The following is a 24261-nucleotide window of genomic DNA, read 5'->3' on the forward strand; positions in this document are numbered from 1 at the left end:
CGCCTCGTCGACGCAGGAAAACCCCCAAAGCTCATCATCGTCGCCATCATCCGAAAACTCGTCGTCGCGCTCAACGCCATCATCCGAGATGAGCAGCCTTGGAAAGCTTGAAGACGGTTGCTCCCCATGGCTTCGCCAAAGGGAGGATCGGGTGGGACTGTTGCTGTGTGCCCCGGCCTTCGCCTGGGATCACGGGGCCGGGGGCGTGGAAACGGGAAGCGGCGGGGTTGCGCTGGCGGGGCTGGCGTCGGGGCGCAGCTGTCCCTATTTGTGCGGTTGATGAGCAATGGGGACAGAAGGATCGTCGTGATCGCGCGGCTGAAGCCCAAACCGCTGCTGGCGGGGGCGATCGTTTGCGCGCTGATATTGGCGGCGCTGGCGCTGGGGCAGGCGGAGCCGGTGCGCGGCGACGGCATGGGCGCGATGCTGCGGAACCTGGTCTTCGGCGATGCGGTGGCGACGACGGCGATGATCGCCGCGGCGATCGGCCTGTCGACCTGTTTCCGCCTGTGGCGCCAGCGCGACGCCTGGATCTTTCACGACGGTATGCGCCTCTATCGCGGCAACAGCCTGTCGTGGCCTCTGGCGACAATCCGCGATGTGGTTGTTGAACGCAGTGACATCGGCATCGCCTCGCTGCGGCTGGTCGTAGACGACGACAGCGAGACAACGCGCGAGCTGGTGAAGCTGCCGCTGCTCGAAGGCTCCCCCGAAGCGGTGCGCGGTGGCGTGCTGTTCGCGGCGGCGGGGGTGAAAGCGGTGCCGAGCGGGGTCACGGTGAATTGAGGGTGGCCGGGGGCGGGCCTTTCGGATTTCACACGAAGACGCTAAGCGGTCTGGCTTCCTCCCCATCGTCATTCCGGACTTGATCCGGCATCCATGGGCCATTGCGTCGGCTATAATGTCATGTCTGCCGCAATAACCGTCGCAGGTTTCGGATCAAACCGAAAACCCGCCCTTGTTCCGCCGGTTCGACCCCGCCGCCAGCACCTTCTTGCCCGTCGGGGTCAGCGTCCATTTCGCGCCCTGTTGCGCCACCAGACCCAGCTCGACGAGTTCGTCGCGGACGGGGTCGGTGGGGAGTTGGGGGCGGCGGTTCGACAGACCCTCCAGGCAGGCGCGTTGCGGCTGGCTGAGGATCAGCAATTTCAGTTTTTTCTTGTCGGTCATTTGCGACTTCTCTTTTCGATCATCGTTTCGTGCCGTGTGGCCCACCCCGCTTCGTCAAGCCAGCAAGCCGGCAAGCTTCGCTGCTCTTCCCCCCGGCCTGCGCCGGGGCAGGCTCTGAAGGAGAGGGGTTCGTTGGTTACTCCGCGGCGATGCCGGCCTGTTTGAACATGTCGTCGCCGCCATCGTCACTGCTCGCGGCGGCCGGGTCGTCGTTCGCCTTGGCCTTCTTGCGGCTGTCGAAGCTGGTCCACACGGTGTTCCAGTCGCCGCGCGTCGCGGCCTTCGAATATTCGGTGGCGCGCGTTTCGAAGAAATTGGCATGCTCGACGCCGTTCAGCAGCGGGGCGAGCCAGGGCAGCGGGTGTTCGTCGATCATGTAGATCGGCTGGAAACCGAGCTGTCCCAGGCGCCAGTCGGCGATGTAGCGGATGTAGCGCTTGATCTCTTTGGGCGTCATGCCGGGAACCGGGCCCTGTTCGAAGGCAAGGTCGATGAACGCATCCTCGAGCCGCACGGTCTTCTGGCAGCAATCGATGATGTCTTCCTTCACCGTCTTGGTCAGGCAGTCGCGTTCCTTGACGAAGGCGTGGAACAGGCGCGTGATGCCTTCGCAGTGCAGGCTTTCGTCGCGCACCGACCAGCTGACGATCTGGCCCATGCCCTTCATCTTGTTGAAGCGCGGGAAGTTCATCAGCATCGCGAAGCTGGCGAACAGCTGCAGCCCCTCGGTAAAGCCGCCGAACATCGCGAGCGTGCGCGCAATATCCTCGTCGCTGTCGACGCCGAAGGTGCCGAGATAGTCGTGCTTGGCGCGCATCTCGTCATATTCGAGGAACATGCCATATTCGCTTTCGGGCATGCCGATCGTGTCGAGCAGGTGCGAATAAGCGGCGATGTGAACGGTTTCCATGTTGCTGAACGCGGTCAGCATCATCTTGACCTCGGTCGGCTTGAACACGCGGCCGTACTTGTCGTGGTAGCAATCCTGCACCTCGACATCGGCCTGGGTGAAGAAGCGGAAGATCTGGGTGAGCAGATTGCGTTCATGGTCGCTGATCTTCTGCGCCCAGTCGCGGCAATCCTCGCCCAGCGGCACTTCCTCGGGCATCCAGTGGATCTGCTGCTGGCGCTTCCAGAAATCATAGGCCCAGGGATATTCGAAGGGCTTGTAGGTTTTGCGGGCTTCGAGCAATGGCATCGGCGTTTCCTCGGATCAGAATGGCGTGTGATTATTGGTCAAGACGACGTGACTCGGTGACGGGCAAACCCGCCTCGGTCGGAACATAGATCAGGCTGGCCTTGGTCCCTTCGAGCGCCTGAATTTGAAGGTAGCGCAGATACCCCTCGGGGCCACCAAGGCTGTTCTGCAGGATAGCGTTAGCCTGAGCGGCGCCCTTGGCACGAATAACCTCAGCATCGGCGAGCGAGATGGCGCTTTCCTTTTTTGCGCGAGCTTCAAGTATTGCGACTTGGCGCGAGGATTGCGCCTCGGCTAGCGCCGCCTCGCCCGCCAGGCGTTGCGAATAGACGCGATACTGCGGATAGCCGATCAGGAAGACGAGCAGTAGAATGATCGCTGCTCCGACCGCCGCGAGGGTACAACCCGCATTCTTGTTCATGGGGTTAGATCCTTATTGGCAGGCCAGACACTCGTCATAATCGGTGCTCTCGGCCGAAAGCTCGAACTTCGCCGCCTCGGGCGTGTTGTCGGCCTCGACCCCGCCCGCGAAGCCGGCGCGCTGGACCGATTTCGAGCGGAGATAATAGAGCGATTTGATGCCGAGTTCCCACGCGCGGTAGTGGAGCATGAGCAGATCCCATTTCTCGACGTCCGCCGGGATGAACAGGTTAAGCGACGCCGCCTGGTCGATATAGGGCGTGCGGTCGGCGGCGAGTTCGAGCAGCCAGCGCTGGTCGATTTCGAAGCTCGTCTTGAACACATCCTTTTCGTCCTGCGTCAGGAAGTCGAGGTGCTGGACGCTGCCGCCGCGCTCGAGGATCGAGTTCCAGATATTGTCGCTGTTCTTCGCCTTGTCGACGAGCAGGGCTTCGAGGTGCGGGTTGCGGATCGAGAAGCTGCCCGAGAGCGTCTTATGCGTGTAGATGTTCGCCGGGATCGGCTCGATACACGCGCTGGTGCCGCCGCAGATGATGCTGATCGACGCGGTCGGCGCGATCGCCATCTTGCACGAAAAACGCTCCATCACGCCCTGGTCGGCGGCGTCGGGGCAGGGGCCGCGCTCGTTGGCGAGCAGCATCGACGCCTGATCGACCTGCGCGCGGATATGCTTGAAGATACGCAGGTTCGACGACTTCGCCATCGCCCCCTCGAACGGCAGGCCGCGCGCCTGGAGGAAGCTGTGGAAGCCCATGACGCCGAGGCCGACCGAGCGTTCGCGGCTGGCGCTATATTTGGCGCGCGCCATTTCGGGCGGCGCGCGGTCGATATAGTCTTGGAGGACATTGTCGAGCATGCGCATGACATCTTCGATGAAGCGCTTGTCGCCGTTCCACTCGTCCCAGGTTTCGAGGTTGAGCGACGAGAGGCAGCAGACCGCGGTGCGATCGTTGCCGAGATGGTCGCGGCCCGTCGGCAGCGTGATTTCCGAGCAGAGGTTCGAGGTCGACACCTTGAGCCCGAGATCGCGATGATGCTTGGGCATCATGCGGTTCACCTGGTCGATGAAGATGATGTAGGGCTCGCCCGTCGCGAGGCGCGTCTCGACGAGCTTCTGGAACAGGCTGCGCGCGTCGACGGTGCCGCGGACGCTCTGGTCCTTGGGCGAGCGGAGGTTGAATTCCTTGCCGTCGCGCACCGCTTCCATGAATTCGTCGGTGATGAGGACGCCGTGGTGGAGGTTCAGCGCCTTGCGGTTGAAGTCGCCCGACGGCTTGCGGACCTCGAGGAACTCCTCGATCTCGGGGTGCGAGATGTCGAGATAGCAGGCGGCCGAGCCGCGGCGAAGGCTGCCCTGCGAGATGGCGAGGGTGAGCGAGTCCATCACGCGGACGAAGGGGATGATACCGCTGGTCTTGCCGTTGAGGCCCACGGGTTCACCGATGCCGCGCACCGCGCCCCAATAGGTGCCGATGCCGCCGCCGCGCGACGCGAGCCAGACATTCTCGTTCCAAGTGCCGACGATCCCTTCGAGGCTGTCGTCGACCGAATTGAGGTAGCAGCTGATCGGCAGGCCGCGGCCGGTGCCGCCGTTCGAAAGAACGGGGGTCGCGGGCATGAACCACAGCTTCGAGATATAGTCGTAGAGGCGCTGCGCATGCTCGGCATCATCGGCATAGGCCGAGGCGACGCGGGCAAAGAGATCCTGATAGGATTCGCCGGGGAGCAGATAACGGTCCTGCAAGGTTTCCTTGCCGAAATCGGTCAGCAGCGAATCGCGCGACGAATCAGTGACGACCTCGAATCGGCGCGCATGCACCTTGGGCTCCGACGAATCGTTGAGCTTTGCGGCGGGTGCCGCAGCCTTTGATTCGGCACCCGATTCGGGCGCTGCCGGAGCGTCATTCTTTGTCAGTTCCACCGTCGCCACGTCGCTTGTCTCCACCCGTTCGGTCTCGCGAAAATCCATGTTTCAATGCCCCGTTTTCCGACCGCGCAGCGGCGCAGTCTGTTCCCGTCTTGTTCGACTCAGGGCGAAGCCCCAGCCTAGCACCATTCGACCGCCGGGTGGCACTTATTTTCGGACGCAAAAAGCTGCTTCCCGCCCCCATATGGGATGGAGCGCGGAAATCCGCCACTTTCGGCCGCATACTAATTCTTGGGGTGCCCCCGTGGTCTACCCACCATCTATAGTGCCACGTCGGCGCGACGATGCAAGAGAGTAAATGACAGATTAGGGACTCGGTTCGTCGCTGATTTGATTCAACTCGTCGATGGAAAAGCACGCCTCAGGGAGCGATCGCCAGCGTTTCCGCGGGGTTCGGCCATATGTGGCGAAAGAGCATCGCTGTCGCAAAAAATCGGTGCGGCGGCACAAGATGTCGGGTGCCTCGGGAGAAGGGCTTTACCCCAAAAAGAAAAGGCCCCGGCAATGCCGAGGCCCAATCTTTGAAATTCGTTCGGGTTAAGCCGACGTGCCGCCGTTGCCGGAGCCGCCGCCACCCAGGAATCGCCAAAACCAACCCATGTCAGATCTCCTGTCGGTACTGCCCACGAAGAACAGTTAACGGAGCATATACCTTAATCGACATGGTAAATCGAGTCTTAACTATAAATTCCCGGCCAATCTGGCAGCTTAGGCGCGGCGGCTGTCGGAGGGGGTGGAGAGGCTGGCGAGCAGGTCGCTAATTAGCTGTGGTTTGCCAAGCAGATAGCCCTGGCCGATATCGCAGCCAAGCTGGTCGAGGAGCGCCATTGTCTGCGCATCTTCGATGCCTTCGGCGACTGCGGTGGCGCCCAGGCGGTGGGCGAGATCGATGGTCGATTTGACCACTTCGAGGTTGCGCTGCGAATCGCGCATGGTCATGACGAATCGCTTGTCGATCTTGATCTCGTCAGCCTCGATTTCGGTCAGATATTCGAGGTTTGACTGCCCCGTGCCATAGTCGTCGATCGACAGGCGCATGCCGGCGCGGCGGATCTGCGCGAGCGTCTGACGCGCCTGGAGGCTGTTTTCGATCTGCGCGGTTTCGGTGATTTCGATGGTCAGCCGTTCGGGCGGCAGATGATGCGCGCTAAGCATGACGCGGATCGTCGAGACGAGATCCTTGTGATCGAGTAGGGTCGCAGAGAGATTAACCGACATGTGAATTTCGGTGCCGAGTTTCTGCAACTGCGCCGCCGAACGGATCGCCTGGTCCATGACGAACAGGGTCAGGCGATAGATGTCCTGGCTCTTTTCGGCCTGGACGATGAATTCGTCGGGCGAGATCGGTCCGCGCGTGGGGTGCGTCCAGCGCACGAGCGCCTCGACCCCGACGAGCTGCCGCGTCGCGATTTGATATTGCGGCTGGAAGGCGACCCAGATGTCGCCAGCATTCAGCGCATCCTCGAGCTGCGAGTGGAAGCTGAGCTGCCAACCCGCATCGTCTTTTTGCTGCGGCGTATATTTGGTCCACAGGACGCGGCTGCGGATCGATTTTTCGGCGGCGACGAGCGCGGCGGCGAGACGCTGCGCGTTCGAGCCTTCGAACTCGTCATTGACCCCGAAAGCCATCGACACGTCGACCTTCAACTCGTCGATCGTCAGCGGCGCGTTGAACAGCGCGGCGAGCCCCATGAGTTGCGTCTCGATCTGGCTGTGCTGATAATAGGGGACGAGCCACGCGAAGGTGCCGTCGAGATCGTGATAGAGGGTGGTTCCTTGCGATGCGAGCTGAAGCCGGCGGGTCACCTGCCCGACGAGCTTGCTCAGTCCCTCGCCTGGAATGAAGGCGGCAAGGTCTTCGAAATTTACGACCTTAGCGGATATTACGGTCGCACTGCCGAAAGACTGCTGGGTGCGCAGTGCCTCGAAATTGGGCAAGCCGGACAAAGGATTCTCACGCTGCGCCGACCGGCGACGCCTCGACCGCGAAACATTGGCAGTAACAGTCGCAACGAAAAACAGGCCAGCACCAATCGAACTGCTGATCAGCATCGTCATCAAAACAAACTTGCCAACGATCAACGCCGAAACCGTGGCGGCGACTGCAAGATTGTACCACCGCGTCTGGCGTAGTGACAAGGCGGTGATAAGGGCGATGGCGGCGAGCGCGAAGGCCGGCGTCCAACCGATGTCGAACGGCGTGCCGCGCTTCAATGTTTCGGCGCCGACGACATGAACATAGGCGCCGGGCACGCGATCTTTGCCGGGCAGATAATGGATGTCCTGAAATGCTTCGGCTGTCGCGGCAAAGATGACATCCTTGCCCGCCAGTTCGCGCCTGCCGACCTTGCCCGAAAGCAGGTCAGCCGCGCTGTAGGTCGGAATGGAATCGACATTGTACGAATAGTCGAGCGCATAGACGCTCGCGGCAAGAGGATGATAATGCGCCATCATTGCCGAAAAGCTGGGCATCAACCGCCCGTCGACCGTTACCGCCGCAGGAATTCGCCAGACCTGCCAAAACGCGAATTCCCAGCCTATAACGCCAACCTGAAATTCATTTCCGAATGCTGGACCAGGCAGTTTATTCAGCTCGGCCGTCGTCCCGCGGACCGATTTTGTGGCCGCGGCAAGGATGATACGGTCATGCATTCGTTTTACGGCATTGGTAAGCAGCGGAAGGTCGCGATCGTTGCGGCGCCGTTCGTAGGTAAAGTCGACAAACAGCCGGTTGGCGCCGGCCCGGTCGACTGCATCAATGACTTGAGCGTGGCGTCCGACTGAAAAATCGTCACGGCCATATTTTTCGATTGTCCGGTCGTCGAGGGCGACGACGACGATGTCGCCCGACACTGGGCGCCAAGCGACAGCACCGACGGCGCTTTCTAGGATGCGGTCGACGGGTTCGGCGATCGACGACAGGCCCGCGGCCACGCTGAGCAACAGCGCCAGCGCGATCGTTCGCCAACTGATGAAAAGGCTCTTGACCTTAACTGGCACGCACGGGTCTCCAAAATGACCCGTTGGCATTAACTGAACCTGGTTAGCATCGCGTTAATCATGCCGGGAAACCGCGCCGCCCGATCGCGGTGCGCGGCGCGGCTTTTCCGGCGTCAACCAAGGCGCGGCAGTGGCTCCAGCGCGGCGTCGCCGGCGAGCGCCGAGGGCGCGAGGCCGGTGGCCGCGGGGACGATCTGTTGCAGATAGAAGCGCGTCGAGGCGATTTTCGCTTCGAGGAAGGCGGTATCGCTATCGCCCGCGTCGAGCGCGGCGCGCGCGCCCTGCTGCTCGACGGCCATCAGCCAGCCGCAGGTCGCGGTCGCGAGCATGGTGAGATAGGGGTAGCTGCCCGCGAGCCGGTCGGGCGCGTTCGCCTGTTCGAGCCAGTCGGTGACCGCGGTGCATGCCGCGGCAAGGTCGGCGAGTTCGGGATGGCCGGCGGCGCCGTGCGTGATGTCGGCGAGCAGGCTGCGCACGCCTTCGCCGCCCGCCATCCCGAGCTTGCGCCCGACGAGGTCGGCGGCCTGGATGCCGTTGGTGCCTTCATAGATCGGCGCGATGCGCGCGTCGCGATAATGCTGCGCGGCGCCGGTTTCCTCGATGAAGCCCATGCCGCCATGCACCTGCACGCCGAGGCTGGCGACCTCGCAGCCGATGTCAGTTGCGTGCGCCTTTGCCAGCGGAATGAGGACTTCGGCGCGCAGCGCGGCGGCTTCGTCGCCGAGTTTGCCGAAATCGGTCTGTGCCGACGCATAATAGATGAGCGCGCGCGCCGCCTCGGTCTGGGCGCGCATCCGCCACAGCATGCGCTTGACGTCGGGGTGGTGCTCGATCGTGACTGGGGTGCGGTCGGCGCTGCCTGCGAGCGATGACTGGACGCGCTCGGCGGCGTAGCGCTGCGCCTGCTGCGTCGCGCGCTCGGCGATCTGGACGCCCTGGCAGCCGACCATCAGGCGCGCGTTGTTCATCATCACGAACATCGCCTTCATACCGCCCATCTCGTCGCCGACGATCTCGCCTAGGCAATCCTCACCTTCGCCATAGACCATCACCGCTGTGGGCGACCCGTGGATACCGAGCTTGTGCTCGATCGAGGCGCAATGGACGCCGTTTGAGATGGTGGGATTGCCGGCGTCGTCGAGGCGGTATTTGGGCACGAGGAAGAGCGAGATGCCGCGCGTTCCTTCGGGCGCACCGGGTGTGCGGGCGAGAACGAGGTGGACGATATTGTCGGTGAGGTCATGCTCGCCGAAGGTGATGAAGATTTTCTGGCCCTTGATCTTGTAGAGGCCCGCATTGGGGCCTTCGGTAACCTTTTCCGCGGTCGAGCGCAGCGCGCCGACGTCGCTGCCCGCGGCAGGCTCGGTCAGGTTCATCGTCCCGTTCCATTCGCCGGTGACGAGCTTAGGCAGCCAGGTCTGGCGCTGCTCCTCGGTACCATAGGCAATCAGCGCGTGGATCGCGCCGGGGGTCAGGATGTTGCAAAGGGTGAAGCCCATGTCGGCGCTGCCCAGCGCTTCGATGATCACCGTCGCGAGGGTGAAGGGCAGATCCTGTCCGCCATAGGCGGCGGGGCCGTCGATGCTGCCCCAGCCGGCCTCGACGAACTGCTTATAGGCTTCCTTGAAGCCCGGGGGCATCGTGACCTTGCCGTCCTGCCATATCGGGTTCTGGACGTCGCCGACGCGGTTGAGCGGCGCATAGACCTCGGCCGCGAAGTCGCCGATGCCGGTGACGATCGCCTCGACCATGTCGGGAGTCGCCGCGGCAAAGCGGTCGTGCTGCGCCATCGCATCGATGCGCGCGATATGCTGGAGGACAAAGAGCTGTTCGGTGGTCGGCGCCGTATAGGTCATGGGGTTTCCCGCTTTTGGGGGTGATTCCGTTGCGCCCGGCGCTATAGCGCGGCATGGCCGAGCGTCAAAACGAGAGTGTGGCAACAAAGGTCGCGCCCTACGGGGCCGATGCCATTGCGCGCGCTGCGGAGCTTGTCGCGGCAGGGCGGCCGGTCGCGGTGCCGACCGAGACCGTCTATGGGCTTGCCGCCGACGCGCGCAACCCGCAAGCCGTCGCGCGCATCTATGCCGCGAAGGGGCGCCCCGATTTCAACCCGCTGATCGTCCATGTCCCCGACTTGGCGGCGGCCGAGCGACTGGGCGTGTTCGGCGCGACCGAGCGGGCGCTCGCGGCGGCGTTCTGGCCGGGGCCGCTGACGCTGGTGGTGCCGCGCACGGCCGATTGTCCGGTGGCGCGTATCGCGACGGCGGGGCTCGATACCATCGCGCTGCGTGTGCCGGAACACCGCGCGATGCAGGCATTGCTCGCCGCGACTGGCGCGCCGCTCGCCGCGCCGAGCGCCAATGCGAGCGGCCGCGTGAGCCCGACCAAGGCGGAGCATGTGCTGGCGAGCCTCGACGGCCGGGTCGCGCTGGTGATCGACGACGGCGCGACGCGCGCCGGGGTCGAATCGACGATCGCGCGGGTGAAAGACGGCGCGGCCGAGATGCTGCGGCCGGGGCCGGTGACCGCCGCGATGCTGGGCGCGGCGAGCGGCCTGCCGGTGACGGGCGTTGCGGGACCGGAGATCGTCGCGCCGGGGATGCTCGCTAGCCATTATGCGCCAGGCAAGCCCGTGCGGCTGGGCGCACACGACTTCGCGGCGGACGAATATGGCATCGGCTTCGGCGCGCTGGCCGGCGACTATAATCTGAGCGCGGCGGGCGACCTGACCGAGGCTGCGGCGCATCTGTTCGATGCGCTGCACGCGGGGGCGGCGAGCGCGAAGCCGCGCATCGCGGTGGCGGCGATCCCGGCCGAAGGGCTGGGCGCGGCGATCAACGACCGGCTGGCGCGCGCGGCGGTCTAGGCAGCCGCCGGCTCGATCGGATCGAGCTGCGGGGTCTTGCGCGCGACGATCAGGCAGGCGGCGACGATCAGCAGCGCGCCGGCGATGGTCGGCAGCGTCACCGGTTCGGCGTAGAAATACCAGCCGAACATCATCGCCCAGAGGAAGCCGGTATATTCGGTCGTCGCAAGGATCTGCGCCTCGGCGCGGGCATAGGCCCAGCTCAGGAGCAGCAGCGAGATCGTCGCGAGAATCGCGGCGCCGACGATGTGCGGCGCATGGGCGCTGCCCGGCGGCAATGCGAACCACGGCGCGCCGAGGCCGAGGAACAGGGTGACGAACAGATTCTGGTAGAAGGCGATTTCCATCGGTTCGGCCATCTTGGCCTGCCGCCGCGCGAGGATGAGGTTGTAGGCATAGAAGATCGCCGACAGGAACACCGCACCGACCGCGAGCAACGCCTCCGCCTCATATTGCCCCTGTCCGAGCTTGCCCGCGACGATGACCACGACGCCGACCAGCCCGAGCAACGAAGCGGCGATCGATCGCGGGCCGATCTTCTCTCCCAAGAAGATCGCCGCCATGTAGAGCGTCATCAGCGGCGCCACGAAGGCAAGGGCGATCGCTTCGGCCATCGGCAACCGCGCGAGCGCCCAGAAGAAGGTGATTGCCATCCCCGCGACGAACAGCGCGCGCACCGCGTGGATCTTCATCGTCGCGGTATCGGGCCAGGCGGCCGGTCGAGAGGCGAGGTAGAGAAGGCCGCTAAACAGGGTGCCGGCGCCGGTCCGCCAGAGCACGGCATTATAGGCGCCGATGTCGATCGACAGCCCCTTCATCAGCACATCCATCGCCGAAAAGGTCGCGATCCCCGCGCAGGCGATCAGGAAGGGGATGACGGGCGAGGGCGAATCGGGGCGCATGGGTGGTGCTGTAGAGCCGGATGACATGGGTTGGAATCGTCATTGCGAGCGACGCTAAGCAATCTCAAGCTATCGGCCTTGTACAAGGCCGATAGCTTGAGATTGCCGCGTCGCCTTCGGCTCCTCGCAATGACGAGCTGAATAAGTCGAGCGGCGCTTTCTAATCGATCCCGTCGGTCCCGCGGATGAAGGCCGCGGCGTCGTCGTGCATCTCGCCGAGCAGCGCGGGGTTCACGTAAACCATGTGGCCCGAGGGGTAATATTTATAGACTATGTTCGCCTGCAATTGCTTGGGTACGGGCAAGTGCGCGAGTTCGTAGCGGCCGGCGAAATAGGGCGTCGAAATGTCGAAATAGCCGCCCGTTACCAGCAGCTTCAGCTTCGGATTCTGCTTCATCGCGACCGCCAGGTCGGGGAGGACGTTGGGGAGCGCGATCAGCGGCTGGCCGGCGCCGGGCGGCTGGTGCTTGTAATCCCAGCTGCCATAGACATCGAGCCCGCCTTCATAATGCTTGCCTGCGCCATAGCCCAGGGTGCCGCGGACATAATCGTTGAACGCGGCGGTGTAGGCGGCGCCGATCGCGCTGCCCTGCGGATCGTAGGATGCGGTCTTGCTCAAGGGATCAAGCGTTGCCCCGGTGAAGCGGGTGTCGAGCGTGCCGGTGGTTTCGCTCTTGTCGGCGAGCAGCTCCTTTTGCAGCGCGCCATATTCGATGCGCAAATTGGTCTTGAGCAGATAGTCGACCGGCAGGCCGGTATATCCGTGGAGCCTGGCCGCCATCGCCTGTCGTTCGGCATCGGGCAGGTTATTGCCCTTGAGCAGCGCGAGCGCATAGTCGCCGGTCGCAAAGGCCTCGACCTCTTTCAAAAACGGCGCGAGCTCGCGTCCCGCGCCCGCGCGCTTGTGATACCAGGCGGTCGCGGCATAAGTCGGCAGCGAGACGATATAGGGAAGGTCCACCCCCGGATTGACTTGCGGATCGTCGGGAACGAGATCCCAGTTCAAAATGTCCGAAAGCAGGATCACGCCGTTGAGGTCGATGTCCTGCCGTTGCAGCGCCAGCGTCATCCCGGCGGCGCGCATCGTCCCATAGCTTTCGCCGTAAAGATATTTGGGCGATTTCCAGCGGCCGTATTTCGACAGGAAATCGCGGACGAAGACCGTGAAGGCGTGGATATCCTGATCGACGCCGAACCATGCCTTTTCCTTGTCCTTGCCGGCGACGCGGCTGAAGCCGGTGCCGGGGGCATCGATAAAGACGAGGTCGGAGACGTCGAGCAGGCTGTGCTCGTTGGGAACTGTGCGATAGGGCGCGCTGCCATGAGCAAGATCGGGGGTTTCGACGCGCTGGGGGCCATAGGCGCCCATGTGGAGCCACAAGGTCGGCGATCCGGGCCCGCCGTTGAACAGAAAGGTGATCGGCCGCGTTTCGGCGGGCGCGCCCTCTTTGAAATAGGCGGTGTAGAACATTGAGGCTTCGGACGCCGGAACCTCGGCGGCTGCATCCTTGTTGCGCTTGCGTTCGATGGCGACGGTGTCGTCCCAGCCCCTGGGGTGGACGATCAGCGTGCCCGCGACGGCGCGATAGGGGATGGCGACGCCGCCGACCTCCACCGAACCGCGGCTTTCGACCTCGGTGGGGGTGAACATCGGTTCGTCGGGGGCGGGACTCTCGGCGGCTGCGCGCGGTTCGCGCGACTGCGCCGTGGTACAGCCGGCGAGGGTGAGCGCGAGCGCGGCGGCGGCGATGAATTTCATACGGTCGATCTCTGCATTAGGTCGTCATTGCGAACGGAGCGAAGCAATCCAGGGTGGTTTGCACTACTCTCGATTGCCACGTGGCTCCGCCGCTCGCAATGACGAGAAGGGCCTATCGGAAAGTCGCCTGCCCCGCGCCGTCGATGTTGAGTTTCTGACCCGAGCAATAGGGGTTGGCATCGCTGACGAACCAGAGCACCGCCGCAGCGACGTCGGAGGGATCGGACACGCGGCCGAAGGGGAATTTGGCGTCGAGATGGTGAATGTCCGGATTACCCGTGATCGCCTGCGCCAGTCGTTCGCCCATGTCGCTGATCGTCAGGCCCGGAGCGACAATATTGACGCGCACGCCGTTCCGCAGTTCTTCCTTGGCAAGCGCGAGGGCGAGCGCTTCGCCCGCGACCTTGGCCATGGTGTAGGGCGCGCTGTTGGCGCTGTGCTGGAGCGTGGCGACGCTGGAAATGACGATCACGTCGCTGCGCGCATGCTGGCGAAGCTGCGGCAGCGCGAGGCGGCTCAGCCGGTGCGCGCCGACCGCGTGGACGGCAAGGAGTTTTTCGACCTCGGCGGCGTCGGTGTCGGCGACCGTCCGGCCGCGGCTGGCGATGCCGGCATTGTTGATGAGGATCGACATCGGCCCGAAATCATCCTCGATCGCAGCGACCATCGCGGCACTCGCCGCCTCGTCGGTGACCGACGCCTGATAGGCCTTGGCCTTGCGGCCGAGCGCCTGGATCGCCGCGACGGTTTCGGCTGCGGCGTCCGCGTCGCGGGTGTAGTTGACCGCAACGTCGGCGCCCGCCCCGGCGAGCGCCAGCGCGATGCCGCGTCCGATCCCCCGCGATGCCCCGGTGACGAGCGCGGTGCGACCGCCAAGGTTCATATCCGCCATCAGTTTTCCTCTCCCATAAGTTCGTTATAGATGTCGTCGTCGCTGCGGCTCGCGGCGTTGCGCCATCTGGGCGCCGCCTTGCGGTTGAGCACGCGGCCGTCGCCGTCGAGGATCGCGACGGTCGGGGTGCCCTTGATCTTGAAGCGGAAGCGCGCCGGAACGTCGGGATGCCGGACCAGGCCGGCGTGCGGCATCCCGACATCGGCGAACACGACGATATAGCGGCTCCGCACCGGGGCGAACCGATCTGTCGCGAGCAGATTGGCGAGCCACGCGCTGTCGTGGCAGGTGCCCGTCCCCATGACGAGCAGCACGTGCTTGCCCGCTGCTCTGGCGGCAGCGAGCGCGGCGTCGATGGCGGTCATCGGATCGTCGTCGGGATGGAAAGCGTCGGTCTTGTAGGGTTCGGCAAAACCGGGCATCGCGCGCGCCGCCGCTGCGGCGGAAAGAGGGGATGTCAGAGCGAGCGCGGCGGCAAGCGCGAGGGCGAAGCGGCGGGTCATCGCGCGACGGTAGCAGCGCGCGCGAAGAATCGGAATGACGTTTCCGTCAACGTAAGCTAGCCTGATCGGCATGAGCTGGAAAAAGGAAGTCGACGAGCTTTCCGCGCGGCGCGCGATGGCCGAAAAGATGGGCGGCGAAGAGAAGGTCGCGCGCCAGCACAGCCGCGGCAAGATGGACGCGCGCGCGCGGCTCGCCGCGATCGTCGATCCGGGCAGCTTTCGCGAGATCGGCAAGATCGCGGGGCGGGGGGCTTATGGCCCCGACGGCACCCTTGAAGACCTCGCCGCGTCCAATTTCATCTTCGGGCGGGCCAATATCGACGGGCGGCCGGTGGTCGCGAGTGCCGACGATTTCACCGTGCGCGGCGGCGCGGCCGATGCGGCGCTGCACCGCAAGTTCATCCAGTGCGAGGCGATGGCGCACGAATATCGCCTGCCGCTGATCCGCATGATCGACGGCACCGGCGGCGGCGGGTCGGTGAAGACGCTGGAGGATATGGGCTATACCTATATCCCGCACGTACCCGGCTGGGACGAGATCATCGCCAATCTCGATGCCGTGCCGGTCGTCGCGCTGGCGCTGGGGCCGACCGCAGGACTGGGTGCCGCGCGCGTCGTCGCGAGCCACTACAGCGTGATGGTACGCGGGCTGTCGCAATTATTCGCGGCGGGGCCCGCGGTCGCCGCGGCGATCGGCGACACGCTCGACCGCGAGGAGCTGGGCGGGGTCGACGTCCATACGCGCAACGGCGTCGTCGACGACGAGGTGGCGTCCGAGGCCGAGGCCTTTGCGCGGGCGCGCTGGTTCCTGTCCTACCTGCCGTCGTCGATCCATGAGCGCGCGACGCGGACGCCGTGCAGCGACCCGGTCGTCCGACGCGACGAGGCGCTGCTGTCGGTCGTTCCGCGCGAGGCAAAGCAGGTCTATTCGATGCGGCGCATCGCGGGAGCGGTGTTCGACCAGGGCAGCTTCTTCGAAATGGGCGCGCGTTGGGGGCGAGCGGTGATCACCGCATTTGCGCGATTGGACGGTTATCCGGTCGCGGTGCTGGCGAGCGATCCCACCTATCTGGGCGGATCGTGGGACGCCAAGACGAGCGAGAAGGCCGAGCGCTTCGTGAAGCTCGCCGACCAGTTCCGGCTGCCGATCGTCCATCTGGTCGATAATCCGGGCTTCATGATCGGCGGCGAGGCCGAGCGGACGGGGACGATCCGCTATGGCGTGCAGGCGATGAACGCAATCTACCGCGCGAGCGTGCCGCTGGCGTCGGTTGTGGTGCGGCGGGCCTATGGCATCGCGGGCAGCGCGATGTCGAACGCCGAGCGCTTCCAGTACCGCTTTGCGTGGCCCTCGGGCGACTGGGGCAGCCTGCCGATCGAGGGCGGGGTCGAGGTCGCGTACAAGAGCGAGCTCGAGGCGGCGGAGGATCCAGCGGCGCATCTGGAAGCGATCCGCGAACGGCTCAACCTCGTCCGCTCGCCGTTCCGCACCGCTGAGAAATTCGGGGTCGAGGACATCATCGATCCCAGGGATACGCGGCCGCTGCTTTGCGAGTTCGCCGAGCTGGCGTGGCGGGTGCTCGATTAAGGCGTTTCAGCCCTCCAGCTTCTCCCGAAACCGCCGGCTGCCGCGGAGCATCTCGCCGCTTTCCATCTCGACCTCGAAATCGCCGCTCTTATGTGTGACGACGCGCCGGACCGCCTGTTTGCGGACGATGCGTCCGCGGTGGATGCGGACGAAACCCGCGTGGGCCAGTTCGGCTTCGATCGCGCTCAATGTCGCGCGGTGGAGCAGGCGCTGGCCACGCCATGCGATCTCGACATAATTGCCCGCTGCGGTGACATGCTCGATCTCGGCGACCGGCAAGTGGTGCGTTACCGATCCGTCGCCGACCGCGAGCGTCGTCGGCGCGACGATTGCGACCGGCGGCATGGCGTAACGGTCGATCAGCCACTGCATCAGGAACATGAGCAGGATCAGCTCGGCATAAGTCGCCAGATCCTTGCGCAATTCATAGAAGACCGGCGTCCCGTCGGGCGATTCAAAATGATAGGTGCCACCCGATAGCCGCCACGCGAGCATGCGAAAGCCGACCATCAGCGCGATATGCGCGAGCGACACAGGAAAGGCGAGCGCGGCATGGATCGCGACCGCCGTGCGCCAGCCGAAGCGCGGTGGGCGGACGGTGCGGACGCTGAACCAGCAGACGATCATCATCAACGCCCAGGCGAGCAGACTGGTGCTTTCGTAAGTCCATGCGGTCGCCGCGGTCACATCGACGCCCGCCGCGCGGCGGTCGGCAAGATAGGAATAGACGTTCGAGGTGATACGGATGAGTCCGTAGGCAAGCAGCGCCCCGAAGGCGAGCAAGGTCAGCGCGCGCGGGCCGAAACCGCTCGTCCCGGTCGCGCCGCCGCTCGTCCCTCGCCCGTCCTTCTCCGTCACATCGGCTCCGCAATTCGTCCCGCCGCCGTCGCCCGGCTGCCGCCATCCCGATTAGCGGCTGCGGCGGGGCCCGGCAAAGGAGATTTGGGTATGGTGACGACACGGCATTATGGGATGGACTGGTTGCGCATCGGCGCGTTCGCGTTGCTCATCCTCTATCATATCGGGATGTATTTCGTGCCTTGGGGGTGGCATGTCAAAACGCCGCATCCGATGGACTGGGTGCAAATCCCGATGATGGCGACGAACAGTTGGCGATTGCCGCTGCTCTTCCTCGTGTCGGGTTATGCCAGCGCCGCGCTGTTCGCCAAGCTCGGCGGCGCGGGGGCATTCCTGCGGTCGCGTAGCGCACGGCTGCTGATCCCGCTCGCCTTCGGGATCATCGTCGTCATTCCGGTGCAGCCGTGGATCGAGTTGGCGACCCAGCATGGTTATGCGCATGGTTTCGGCTACTTCTGGGTCCACGACTATTTCCGCTTCGGAACGCTCGACGGGATCGTGCTGCCGACGTGGCAGCATCTGTGGTTCGTCGTCTATCTGTTCGCTTACACGCTGCTCGCGGTCGCGGCTCTTGTGCTGGTGCCCGAGCGGGCGCGGACCAAGATCGCCGATGGTGCGGCGCGGTTGTGTGGCGGCTGGGGGTTGCTGATTGCGCCGCTCGCTATATGGCTCGCCATCCTGTTCGCCTTTCCTGGCTATCACGAGACGCACGCGCTGGTCGACGACGGGCCGAACCATCTCCATTACCTGGTTCCCTTCTTTATCGGCTGGCTACTTCGCGAGCGGCCGGTGCTTTTCGAAAGCGTCGCGCGCCGCTGGCCGGCGGCGGCGCTGCTCGCGGTCGCCGCCTATGGCTATATCGCCTGGGCGATGTGGAGCACGCCGGACGAAGGCCCGGTCCCGGCGGGAATCGTGACGATCTTCATGGTCGTGCGACTGGTGCAGGGCTGGGCGACGATCGTCGCGCTGGTCGGGATTGCCGACCGCTTTGCGAACCGCGACCATCCAAGGCGCGCCATGCTCGCCGAGGCGGTGTTCCCCTTTTACATCATCCATCAGACGATCATCGTCGTCGTCGGCTGGTGGCTGTTGCAGGGGCAGGTCGCGGCGTTGCCGGCCTTCCTGATCCTCGTCGCGGCGACGGTCGCGGGATGCTGGGCCTTTTATCTCGGCGGACGGCGGATCGACTGGCTGCGGCCGCTGATCGGGCTTCAGCGCCGCGCGTGACAGCGGCGCGGCTTTGTGTCAGCTTCCCTGCAAGAAAAAGGGGAGGCTGACATGCAGATCGTTAGAGGATTGGCGGCGATCGTCGGGGTCGCGATGGTGCTGATGGGCTTGCTGTGGATATTGCAGGGACTCGACATCGTGCGCTGGCCCGCGAGCAGTTTCATGCTGGGCGACATCGTGTGGACGCGCAACGGCGCAGTCCTGGCGGTGCTGGGCGTCGTCCTGATCTGGGTGGGGCGCAAACGCGCCTGATCATCCATCGACTACAATTGTAGTTGATCTGTATTGCAGATATGATACAGCTTCGTCGGACGGCGCGGCGCCGGACGGGGACCGGTCGCGCCGAATATCCTTTCGATGGAGACCGATATGATGCCTGGCCGTTTTCCCCTGTCCCTGCTGTTGCTCGCGGCGAGCCCCGCGGCACTAATGCTGCCTATACCCGCCGCGATGGCGGCCGATGCCGGTGCGGCGGTGCCGTCCGACGTCGTCGCCGAACATTATGCCGCGCAGCTCCAAGCCAATTATGTCTATCCCGATATCGGCAAGCGTTACGCCGCTGCCCTGCGCGCCGGGATTGCGGCGGGGCGCTATGCCCCCCTGACCGGCGCGGCGCTCGCCGAGGCGCTGGGCGCGGCGGTGCAGGGCGTGTCGCCCGACGGGCATCTGCGCGTGAAGCCGCCCGAGGGCGCGGATGCGGCGCCCGGAACGCCCGCCGCGCCGCGCCCGCAAAAGCCCGCGATCGAACAGCCCGGCTGGATCGCGCCGGGCATCGCCTTCATCCGCTTCAACGTCTTTCCGGACGACGCGGCGGTCACGCAGGCGGCGGCGCAGTTCATGGCCGATCACGCCGACGCCAAGGCGATCATCTTCGACATAAGGTCGCACAATGGCGGCGGGATCGAGCAGATGGACGTCATCTTTCCCTGGCTGTTCGCCAAGCCGACGCGGCTCGTCGCGATGGCAACGCGCGCATCGGTCGACGCCGAAGGCGGCTCGCCGATTGACGGCATTTCCTCGATGCGGCCGGTCGCAGGCGACCCGGCCATGGTGACGCGCGAACATTGGGCGATGCCGAACGGCGACCCGCGGCTGACGCAGGCGAAAGTCTATGTGCTTACGTCCGGCGCGAGCGCGTCAGCGGCTGAACATTTCGCGCTGGCGATGAAGGCGAGCGGGCGCGGGGTGCTGATCGGCGCGCCGACCGGCGGCGCCAATCATTTCGAGCGCGGCGAAGAACTGGGCGGTGGTTTTACCGCCTTCATCCCGGTCGGGCGGACCTATGATCCGGCGACGGGCAAGGATTGGGAAGGCGCAGGGGTGCAGCCCGATATCGCGGTTCCGGCTGCGGCGGCGCTGGAGCGCGCGCTGACCGAATTGGGGATTGCGCCGGGCGAGGCGAAGCGCCTGTCCGACGCGCACATGCCGAGCTGGCCGATGGAGCGGCGCCGCCGCCCCGGTGCGTCAGGCAGCTGACGGCGCAGCGCGGGCGAGGGCGGGAAGCGCGTCGCCATCGACGCGCATCACCGTCCATTCGTCCATCATCCGCGCGCCGAGGCTATGGTAGAAGCCGATGGCGGGGGCGTTCCAATCGAGCACCGACCATTCGAGACGCGCGCAGTCGCGCTCCACGCAAAGCTGCGCCAGATGCGCGAGCAGCGCCTTGCCGAGTCCGGCGCCGCGCGCTTCGGGACGGACGAACAAATCTTCGAGATAGATGCCCGGCTTGCCCTCGAAGGTCGAAAAATTGTGGAAGAAGAGCGCGAAACCTTGCGCCACGCCATCGACCTCGCCGATCACTACTTCGGCATAAGGGCGTTCGCCGAACAGCTTGGCACCGAGTGTGGCGTCGTCGAAGCGGACTTCGTGGGCTAGCTTTTCATAGTCGGCGAGCGCGCGAATCAAGTCGGCGATCAACGGCAGGTCGGCGCGGGTGGCGGAGCGTATGGCAAGGGTCATGCCGGCGCTTTGTCGGGCAGCAGAGCGGTTGTCAATTTTCGGGGGCGGGGATGTCTGGAAACGACCGATACTGTTGAAAAGTCGGCCGCCGCACGGCGCCCGTCGAATTTTAGTAATAATGATTCATGAAGTCCCGGCTGCGCGAACGATCGATGCGCATAGGTAAATAACTTGATTCCAATATTGCCCGCCAAAACCCCTTTCGGACTTTTTCAACAGCATCGACCGATTGCGGACATTGCAGCTTCCGCTACGCTATGCGGATGACAGAATGTCCAGATACCGAGGCAATCGCGGAAGCGTGGATAGCCGAGAGACTTGCAAACCTCACGGTCGCTCAAGGAGAGCCCATTGAGGTTGAGTATACAGATTTGCTCGATGGACTGATATTCGCGCAACCCTCTATGGCATGGGAGGCCCTCAAAAACATCTCACGCGATGAGCGGGTAGACCCGGTCGACGATGTTTTTGGAATGGGGCCGCTCAGCTCGTTCATTTTTCAGTGCGGCGTCGACTTCCGCGAAGAGATTCATGATTTCTGGAAGCTAAATTACAGATTCCGAGAGCAATATAAGATGGTGGTGTTTAGGGATATTGCTGAGGCAATCATTGCGCCAGACAGCATTGTGGGTGCTGCCTAAAACGTATGATATATCAATGTCAGCTTTCCACGGTGGGTTCAACGGGTCGCCGCAACACGCTCGGCGAACATTTCAGCTGGTGTCTGGTACATCAAGGTTTTTCTTGGTCGCTCGTTGAGCTGGCGAGCGATGGCGCTGAGTTTGGCCTGGCTGTGCAAGGAGAGCTCGGTTCCCTTGGGCAGGTACTGGCGCAGCAGGCGATTGGTGTTTTCGTTGGTGCCGCGCTGCCACGGGCTTTGGGGATCGCAAAAATAGACTTCGACCTCGGTAGCCAAGGTGAAGCGCCGCGGTGATCGGCAAGCTCCTTGCCGCGGTCCCAGGTCAGCGACTGATAGAGCTCGCGAGGCAGTTTGCGCGCCTGTTTGATCAGGGCCGTGACGACGCTGGCGGCATCCTTGTTCGCCACCTTGGCCAGGATCACATAGCGCGACTGGCGTTCGACCAGCGTCACGATATGGCTGTTTCGCGCGCCCGAGATGAGATCGCCCTCCCAATGTCCGGGCACGGCGCGGTCCTCGACCGAAGCGGGGCGCTCGCTGATCGATATCGCATCCTTGATTTGGCCAAGCCCGTCGCTCTTCAAGCTGGCGTGTCGCGAGCGGCGGATCGTGCGCTTCGCCCGCAGATGCTCGAGCAACTGCTTCTTCAGGACGTCGCGCGCCTGGATGAACAGGCTTTTGTAGATCGTCTCGTGTGACACGCGGTGCTGCTCTCCGTCGGGAAAGCCGCGCTTTAGCCAGCCAGCGATCTGCTCGGGCGACCAACTGCGGCGCAGCTTGCGCGATACTGTTCGGCGCAAGGCGGGATAGCAAGCCAGCTTGCACCGCTTGGGCCGCAGCGCGCGGTCCCACGCCGCCTGATCCGAAACGGTCCCGCGATACCGATCGCGACCGCCACCCCGCCCGACCTCCCGACTGATCGTCGAAGGCGCCCGACCAAGCTCGGCTGCGATCGCTCGGAGCGAGCGGCCGGCGACAAGGCCTCTTGATATCTCCTCGCGCTCGCTCAGGCTGAGCGATCGCTCCGACCGCTTGCGCTCCGACGGACGAATGCCGCCCGACGGCGACAGCACCGAGAAAATCGACGACGACTGCCGATCAAACCGCCGCCCGATCGAACTCATCGACTCCCCGCGCTGCCACCGGTCCCAAATCTCGGATCGCTGTGCCGCCGAGTAATAAATCCGCTGACGCTGCTTCATCCCAACACTCCTTCTCCTCAAAGAATGAAGTGTTGCGACGACCCGTTGAACCCACCACCCGATTCTGTTGAAAAAGTCGGCCGCGGCGACGCGCACATCGATTCTCAGCAAGAATGATTCACGGCTGCTCGGGCTCGCGAATGATTGATGCTCACAATGCACTAGGCCGATTCCGATGTTGCCCGTCAAAACCCCCTTCGGACTTTTTCAACAGCATCCACCCCATTTCAGCCGTTCGTCGCCGAAATGGAAAGCACGACCGGAAGCGACCGATTGCGGAACTTACACCCCAATGCGAAGAGGGGCCGCATGGACCTAATTCACGAAATGATCAGTCCGAACGGCGAGAGGAAGGTGCGCGTCTACAAACGGACGGATGGCTTTTTCGAGTATGAAGAGGTTTTTGAAGCGTTCGATCAGATCGCCGGGACCTACTGGTCGTCCGGATATCAATCCGGTATGTTCGGCACAGAAGGCGCCGCGATGGCGGAGATTACTGCAACGACGCCTTGGCTTCGGAGCGGCGCCTGACGACCGATTGCAGACATGTTTGGCCCCGGTAATGTCGATATGGAAATCTTGATCGTAGATCTTGCACAAACGGCCATTGAGCATGTGGACGACCGCCATGGTCGCGCGGCAGCTTGGATCGTCGCAATTTTAAGCATTTCGGTCCTGATTAGCGTACCCGTTTCAATCGTGCTGTATCTCATAAACTAACGTCCGCTCCCACCCCAAACTGCCACCCCGCGACCGTCAGAACTGCCGCGCCACCCTTTCGGCGACGTCCGGCGCAACGCCGGCGCTGTTGAACACTTCGTGCGCGAGGCCGGCGGCGAGGGGAAGGTCGGCTTGTTCGCGGTACAGCCGCTTGTAGGCGAGGACGCTGTGGCGCGACTGGGCGGCGATGGCTTCGGCGAGGGTGCGGGCTACAAGGTCGAGCCGCTCGTCGGCGACGCAATGATTGGCGAGGCCGATGCGGGCCGCCTCGTGCCCGTCGACCGGCAACCCGGTGAAGCTCATCTCCCGCGCCTTCCATTCGCCCACGCGGCGCGGCAGGCGCTGGCTCATCCCCCAGATGGGGACGAGCCCGAACTTGCCGTGCGTATCGGCGAAATGCGCGCTTTCCGCCGCGATGATGATGTCGCCGGCCAGCGCCAGTTCGAGCCCGCCGGTAAAGCAGCCGCCCTGCACCGCGACGATCACCGGTTGCGGCAGCTCGGCGAGGCGGGTGACGATCGACGCCTGATAATGCAGCCGCGGCGCTTCGACCCCGCGTTCCTTCAGGTCGTTGCCGGCGCAGAAAACCGGCCCGTTCGCGCGCAAAATGACCGCTCCGATCGCATCGCCCGCGGCCGCGAGGTTCGAAATATGCGCGTCGAGTTCAGCCCATAGCGCGAGGTTCAGCGCATTGCGCTTGTCGGCTCGATTGAGCGTCAGCGTCGCGATCCCGCCTTCGTCGGCGCGCAATACCAGATCCGTCATCACCCGATCTCCATCCCGTTTCGCGCCAGCATGGGCGGTCGCTGTGGGCAAGTCCAGTCGGTGCCGACGACGACGCCGACGGCGCCGCTCGCGGCGGCGGACCCGGTGGGCGCATGGCGGCGCGTGCTTAACGCTCTTTTCAGCATGCGGCGCTATTTAGACAAGCGAGGGACCGCTCGACTGGAGGGTGGTTCATGCCTTTGACGCAGGAAATGCGCCGATTGCGCGCCGAACATGCGGCGCTCGTCACCCTGTCGGGTTTCATGATCGAATTTGTTGCAGCGCGGCGCCCGCCGCGGCCGACCGAGCTGGCCGCGGTGCGCGGCATGTTTCGCGACACGCTGGTGCGCCATCTGAAGTGCGAGGATTGGGCGCTATATCCGCGGTTGCAGGCGAAGAGCGAGCCGGTGCTTGCCGAACTTGCCGCGCGCTTCGTCGACGAGATGGGCCATATCGCCGAGGCGTTCGAGGCCTATGACAGCTATTGGACCCAATTGCGCGTCGAGGCCGACTGGCCTGGCTTCTGCGGCGAAACGCGCGCGATCCTCACCGCGCTGGGCGACCGGATCGCGCGCGAGGAAAGCGAGCTTTACCCGGTGGCCGAAACGCTGTTCAAGGCCGAGGCGCCGCCACCCCGCGAGCGTGGGCGCCGCACGGCCTGAGAG

General features: G+C 64.3%; 22 protein-coding genes and 1 pseudogene. 9 read left to right on the forward strand and 14 right to left on the reverse strand.

Annotated features, from left to right (window positions below; genetic code table 11):
- Positions 1–279 precede the first annotated feature (279 nt).
- Entirely contained in the window at positions 280–786 is a 507-nt protein-coding gene (locus P1IM2_RS11335; RefSeq protein ID WP_234178538.1) for a hypothetical protein, read from the forward strand.
- A gap of 153 nt (positions 787–939) precedes the next feature.
- Here P1IM2_RS11335 and P1IM2_RS11340 read toward each other — a convergent pair whose 3' ends face one another.
- The 6 genes from P1IM2_RS11340 to P1IM2_RS11365 form a co-directional block, all read right to left on the reverse strand.
- Positions 940–1170, reverse strand: coding sequence for a hypothetical protein (locus P1IM2_RS11340; RefSeq protein WP_003038743.1), 231 nt, complete (start codon positions 1168–1170; stop codon positions 940–942).
- Between the two features lie 136 nt (positions 1171–1306).
- Positions 1307–2368: a ribonucleotide-diphosphate reductase subunit beta gene (locus P1IM2_RS11345; RefSeq protein ID WP_062900734.1), complete on the reverse strand. Its 1062-nt coding sequence runs from the start codon at positions 2366–2368 to the stop codon at positions 1307–1309.
- Between the two features lie 31 nt (positions 2369–2399).
- A complete protein-coding gene (locus tag P1IM2_RS11350; RefSeq protein ID WP_062900733.1) occupies positions 2400–2789 on the reverse strand; it encodes a hypothetical protein in 390 nt (129 codons plus the stop codon).
- 12 nt (positions 2790–2801) lie between these two features.
- Complete coding sequence (locus tag P1IM2_RS11355) at positions 2802–4757, reverse strand: ribonucleoside-diphosphate reductase subunit alpha (protein WP_062900732.1); 1956 nt, start codon at positions 4755–4757, stop codon at positions 2802–2804.
- A gap of 666 nt (positions 4758–5423) precedes the next feature.
- The gene (locus P1IM2_RS11360) at positions 5424–7715 is read right to left on the reverse strand and encodes an EAL domain-containing protein (RefSeq protein WP_062900731.1); all 2292 of its coding nucleotides are present in this window, start codon (positions 7713–7715) and stop codon (positions 5424–5426) included.
- A 113-nt stretch (positions 7716–7828) separates the two neighbouring features.
- Positions 7829–9571: an acyl-CoA dehydrogenase gene (locus tag P1IM2_RS11365; protein ID WP_186402558.1), complete on the reverse strand. Its 1743-nt coding sequence runs from the start codon at positions 9569–9571 to the stop codon at positions 7829–7831.
- Positions 9572–9624: 53 nt separating this feature from the next.
- On the opposite strand from P1IM2_RS11365, the gene P1IM2_RS11370 reads away from it, so the two are divergent.
- Complete coding sequence (locus P1IM2_RS11370) at positions 9625–10581, forward strand: L-threonylcarbamoyladenylate synthase (RefSeq protein ID WP_062900729.1); 957 nt, start codon at positions 9625–9627, stop codon at positions 10579–10581.
- Here the strand turns inward: P1IM2_RS11370 and P1IM2_RS11375 are convergent.
- The 4 genes from P1IM2_RS11375 to P1IM2_RS11390 all read right to left on the reverse strand — a co-directional run bounded on the left by P1IM2_RS11375 (position 10578) and on the right by P1IM2_RS11390 (position 14637).
- On the reverse strand, positions 10578–11483 hold the full coding sequence (locus P1IM2_RS11375; protein ID WP_062900728.1) for a DMT family transporter: 906 nt from the start codon (positions 11481–11483) through the stop codon (positions 10578–10580). The two genes, P1IM2_RS11370 and P1IM2_RS11375, sit on opposite strands and share 4 nt — an antisense overlap.
- Before the next feature lie 160 nt (positions 11484–11643).
- Entirely contained in the window at positions 11644–13242 is a 1599-nt protein-coding gene (locus tag P1IM2_RS11380) for a S10 family peptidase (RefSeq protein WP_186402559.1), read from the reverse strand.
- 112 nt (positions 13243–13354) lie between these two features.
- Positions 13355–14134: an SDR family NAD(P)-dependent oxidoreductase gene (locus P1IM2_RS11385; protein WP_062900726.1), complete on the reverse strand. Its 780-nt coding sequence runs from the start codon at positions 14132–14134 to the stop codon at positions 13355–13357.
- Positions 14134–14637 (reverse strand): thioredoxin family protein, encoded by a 504-nt coding sequence (locus P1IM2_RS11390; protein ID WP_186402560.1) that lies wholly within the window; start codon positions 14635–14637, stop codon positions 14134–14136. The genes P1IM2_RS11385 and P1IM2_RS11390 overlap by 1 nt, the downstream gene beginning before the upstream one ends.
- Positions 14638–14707: 70 nt before the next feature.
- Between P1IM2_RS11390 and P1IM2_RS11395 the strand changes: the two genes are divergently transcribed.
- Positions 14708–16225 carry an acyl-CoA carboxylase subunit beta gene (locus P1IM2_RS11395; protein ID WP_062900724.1) on the forward strand — a complete coding sequence of 506 codons (1518 nt, stop codon included), beginning with the start codon at positions 14708–14710 and terminating at the stop codon, positions 16223–16225.
- 6 nt (positions 16226–16231) lie between these two features.
- Here P1IM2_RS11395 and P1IM2_RS11400 read toward each other — a convergent pair whose 3' ends face one another.
- Positions 16232–17083: a LytTR family DNA-binding domain-containing protein gene (locus P1IM2_RS11400; RefSeq protein WP_062900723.1), complete on the reverse strand. Its 852-nt coding sequence runs from the start codon at positions 17081–17083 to the stop codon at positions 16232–16234.
- A 90-nt stretch (positions 17084–17173) separates the two neighbouring features.
- Between P1IM2_RS11400 and P1IM2_RS11405 the strand changes: the two genes are divergently transcribed.
- The 3 genes from P1IM2_RS11405 (at position 17174) to P1IM2_RS11415 (ending at position 19786) form a co-directional block, all read left to right on the forward strand.
- Complete coding sequence (locus tag P1IM2_RS11405) at positions 17174–18310, forward strand: acyltransferase family protein (protein ID WP_186402561.1); 1137 nt, start codon at positions 17174–17176, stop codon at positions 18308–18310.
- A 51-nt stretch (positions 18311–18361) separates the two neighbouring features.
- Positions 18362–18562: a hypothetical protein gene (locus P1IM2_RS11410; protein ID WP_062900721.1), complete on the forward strand. Its 201-nt coding sequence runs from the start codon at positions 18362–18364 to the stop codon at positions 18560–18562.
- A 117-nt stretch (positions 18563–18679) separates the two neighbouring features.
- Positions 18680–19786 (forward strand): S41 family peptidase, encoded by a 1107-nt coding sequence (locus P1IM2_RS11415; RefSeq protein ID WP_186402562.1) that lies wholly within the window; start codon positions 18680–18682, stop codon positions 19784–19786.
- On the opposite strand, the gene P1IM2_RS11420 is transcribed toward P1IM2_RS11415, so the two are convergent.
- Complete coding sequence (locus P1IM2_RS11420) at positions 19775–20269, reverse strand: GNAT family N-acetyltransferase (protein WP_062900719.1); 495 nt, start codon at positions 20267–20269, stop codon at positions 19775–19777. The two genes, P1IM2_RS11415 and P1IM2_RS11420, sit on opposite strands and share 12 nt — an antisense overlap.
- A 257-nt stretch (positions 20270–20526) precedes the next feature.
- On the opposite strand from P1IM2_RS11420, the gene P1IM2_RS11425 reads away from it, so the two are divergent.
- A complete protein-coding gene (locus tag P1IM2_RS11425) occupies positions 20527–20910 on the forward strand; it encodes a hypothetical protein (RefSeq protein WP_186402563.1) in 384 nt (127 codons plus the stop codon).
- A 38-nt stretch (positions 20911–20948) separates the two neighbouring features.
- Here the strand turns inward: P1IM2_RS11425 and P1IM2_RS11430 are convergent.
- Positions 20949–22111: pseudogene (locus tag P1IM2_RS11430) on the reverse strand (IS30 family transposase).
- A 327-nt stretch (positions 22112–22438) separates the two neighbouring features.
- Here P1IM2_RS11430 and P1IM2_RS11435 point away from each other — a divergent pair.
- The gene (locus tag P1IM2_RS11435) at positions 22439–22642 is read left to right on the forward strand and encodes a hypothetical protein (RefSeq protein WP_186402564.1); all 204 of its coding nucleotides are present in this window, start codon (positions 22439–22441) and stop codon (positions 22640–22642) included.
- Between the two features lie 225 nt (positions 22643–22867).
- Here P1IM2_RS11435 and P1IM2_RS11440 read toward each other — a convergent pair whose 3' ends face one another.
- A complete protein-coding gene (locus P1IM2_RS11440; protein WP_062900716.1) occupies positions 22868–23596 on the reverse strand; it encodes an enoyl-CoA hydratase/isomerase family protein in 729 nt (242 codons plus the stop codon).
- A 194-nt stretch (positions 23597–23790) separates the two neighbouring features.
- On the opposite strand from P1IM2_RS11440, the gene P1IM2_RS11445 reads away from it, so the two are divergent.
- Positions 23791–24258 carry a hemerythrin domain-containing protein gene (locus P1IM2_RS11445; RefSeq protein WP_082819801.1) on the forward strand — a complete coding sequence of 156 codons (468 nt, stop codon included), beginning with the start codon at positions 23791–23793 and terminating at the stop codon, positions 24256–24258.
- The last annotated feature ends 3 nt before the right edge of the window (positions 24259–24261 follow it).

Source organism: Sphingopyxis sp. P1IMeth2, assembly GCF_900185685.1.
GTDB lineage: Bacteria > Pseudomonadota > Alphaproteobacteria > Sphingomonadales > Sphingomonadaceae > Sphingopyxis > Sphingopyxis terrae_A.

Coding starts and splice junctions, on each gene's coding strand:
- P1IM2_RS11335 (WP_234178538.1), top strand. CDS start 280: ATGAGCAATGGGGACAGAAGGATCGTCGTGATCGCGCGGCTGAAGCCC.
- P1IM2_RS11340 (WP_003038743.1), bottom strand. CDS start 1,170: ATGACCGACAAGAAAAAACTGAAATTGCTGATCCTCAGCCAGCCGCAA.
- P1IM2_RS11345 (WP_062900734.1), bottom strand. CDS start 2,368: ATGCCATTGCTCGAAGCCCGCAAAACCTACAAGCCCTTCGAATATCCC.
- P1IM2_RS11350 (WP_062900733.1), bottom strand. CDS start 2,789: ATGAACAAGAATGCGGGTTGTACCCTCGCGGCGGTCGGAGCAGCGATC.
- P1IM2_RS11355 (WP_062900732.1), bottom strand. CDS start 4,757: ATGGATTTTCGCGAGACCGAACGGGTGGAGACAAGCGACGTGGCGACG.
- P1IM2_RS11365 (WP_186402558.1), bottom strand. CDS start 9,571: ATGACCTATACGGCGCCGACCACCGAACAGCTCTTTGTCCTCCAGCAT.
- P1IM2_RS11370 (WP_062900729.1), top strand. CDS start 9,625: ATGGCCGAGCGTCAAAACGAGAGTGTGGCAACAAAGGTCGCGCCCTAC.
- P1IM2_RS11375 (WP_062900728.1), bottom strand. CDS start 11,483: ATGCGCCCCGATTCGCCCTCGCCCGTCATCCCCTTCCTGATCGCCTGC.
- P1IM2_RS11380 (WP_186402559.1), bottom strand. CDS start 13,242: ATGAAATTCATCGCCGCCGCCGCGCTCGCGCTCACCCTCGCCGGCTGT.
- P1IM2_RS11385 (WP_062900726.1), bottom strand. CDS start 14,134: ATGGCGGATATGAACCTTGGCGGTCGCACCGCGCTCGTCACCGGGGCA.
- P1IM2_RS11390 (WP_186402560.1), bottom strand. CDS start 14,637: ATGACCCGCCGCTTCGCCCTCGCGCTTGCCGCCGCGCTCGCTCTGACA.
- P1IM2_RS11395 (WP_062900724.1), top strand. CDS start 14,708: ATGAGCTGGAAAAAGGAAGTCGACGAGCTTTCCGCGCGGCGCGCGATG.
- P1IM2_RS11405 (WP_186402561.1), top strand. CDS start 17,174: ATGGTGACGACACGGCATTATGGGATGGACTGGTTGCGCATCGGCGCG.
- P1IM2_RS11410 (WP_062900721.1), top strand. CDS start 18,362: ATGCAGATCGTTAGAGGATTGGCGGCGATCGTCGGGGTCGCGATGGTG.
- P1IM2_RS11415 (WP_186402562.1), top strand. CDS start 18,680: ATGATGCCTGGCCGTTTTCCCCTGTCCCTGCTGTTGCTCGCGGCGAGC.
- P1IM2_RS11420 (WP_062900719.1), bottom strand. CDS start 20,269: ATGACCCTTGCCATACGCTCCGCCACCCGCGCCGACCTGCCGTTGATC.
- P1IM2_RS11425 (WP_186402563.1), top strand. CDS start 20,527: ATGCGGATGACAGAATGTCCAGATACCGAGGCAATCGCGGAAGCGTGG.
- P1IM2_RS11435 (WP_186402564.1), top strand. CDS start 22,439: ATGATCAGTCCGAACGGCGAGAGGAAGGTGCGCGTCTACAAACGGACG.
- P1IM2_RS11440 (WP_062900716.1), bottom strand. CDS start 23,596: ATGACGGATCTGGTATTGCGCGCCGACGAAGGCGGGATCGCGACGCTG.
- P1IM2_RS11445 (WP_082819801.1), top strand. CDS start 23,791: ATGCCTTTGACGCAGGAAATGCGCCGATTGCGCGCCGAACATGCGGCG.